Annotated in this window: 1 protein-coding gene and 1 pseudogene; one reads left to right on the top strand and one right to left on the bottom strand. The window is 65.2% G+C overall.

Going from position 1 to position 946, the window contains the following annotated elements; translation table 11 throughout:
* Window positions 1–216: pseudogene (locus EN879_RS37305) on the top strand (substrate-binding domain-containing protein); the annotation flags it as partial.
* Here EN879_RS37305 and EN879_RS37310 read toward each other — a convergent pair.
* Window positions 149–775 carry a TetR/AcrR family transcriptional regulator gene (locus EN879_RS37310; RefSeq protein WP_063168769.1) on the bottom strand — a complete coding sequence of 209 codons (627 nt, stop codon included), beginning with the start codon at window positions 773–775 and terminating at the stop codon, window positions 149–151. The pseudogene EN879_RS37305 and the gene EN879_RS37310 sit on opposite strands and share 68 nt — an antisense overlap.
* Between the last annotated feature and the right edge of the window lie 171 nt (window positions 776–946).

The raw sequence follows: 946 nt of genomic DNA on the forward strand, positions 1-946 counted from the left end.
GACCTGGCGAGCGGCCGGCTGGTCGAGATCGACCTCGAATCCTTCAGGGAGGTGAGCTCGCCGCTGTTTGCCATGCATCGCAGCGATCGCAGCCCGAAGCCGGCGGCGGCCTGGCTGATCGACCAGTTCAAGCGCCAGCTCGGCTGCTTCAACGAGTTCGAACCGGGCGAGGTGCCGGATGAGGAGCACGAGACAGCCCATCGATCAGCGCCATGAGCACGGCGCGGTAATCTTGCGCTGAGGCGCCGGCCTCGATGGCCAGGGCGGCACGGTCGCAGGCGGAGCCGAGCAGTGCTGTCAGCGCGTCGGCCGGCAATCTCGTCATCGTCTGCGCCCGCATCGCCGCGACCAGCCCTTCGCGCAGAGAGCGGTTGCCGTGGCGATTGTCGATCGCGTCCATGGCGGCGCGGCCAAGCACGGCCGGGCCGTCGAGCAGCAGCAGCCGCGTGCGTCCGGGCGCGCGCATGGCGGCGAGATAGGCGTCGGAGCCGGCAATCAGCGCGTCATGGGCAAACAGCGATGGCGGCGAGGCGCGCTCGATCTCCTCGGCGACCGCTGCCGCCTCCTGCTCGACCACGGCAGCAAACAGTGCCTGCTTGTCGGCAAAATGATGGTAGAGCGCGCCGCGCGTCACGCCGGCGGCGGCGACGATCTCCGGCGTGCCGGTCTCGGAATAGGATTTCTCCGTGAACAGCTTTCGCGCCGCGGCAATCAGGTGGGCGCGCGTGGCTTCGGTGCGGTCGCGGTTGGAACGACGCGCGAAATCTTGTTGCATACATGCAGCCTGTATGTTAATTCGGTTTACATGCAGACTGTATGTTAATTGACGGGAGAAGGAAAGATGAAGACCACGAGCTATTACCCGGTGCTGATGACCGGCGACGTCGCCGGTCATCAGCACCGGGTAATAGCTCGTGGTCTTCATCTTTCCTTCTCCCGTCAATTA

The organism is Mesorhizobium sp. M7A.F.Ca.AU.002.02.1.1 (assembly GCF_003998535.1).
GTDB lineage: Bacteria > Pseudomonadota > Alphaproteobacteria > Rhizobiales > Rhizobiaceae > Mesorhizobium > Mesorhizobium ciceri.

Coding starts and splice junctions, on each gene's coding strand:
- EN879_RS37310 (WP_063168769.1), bottom strand. CDS start 775: ATGCAACAAGATTTCGCGCGTCGTTCCAACCGCGACCGCACCGAAGCC.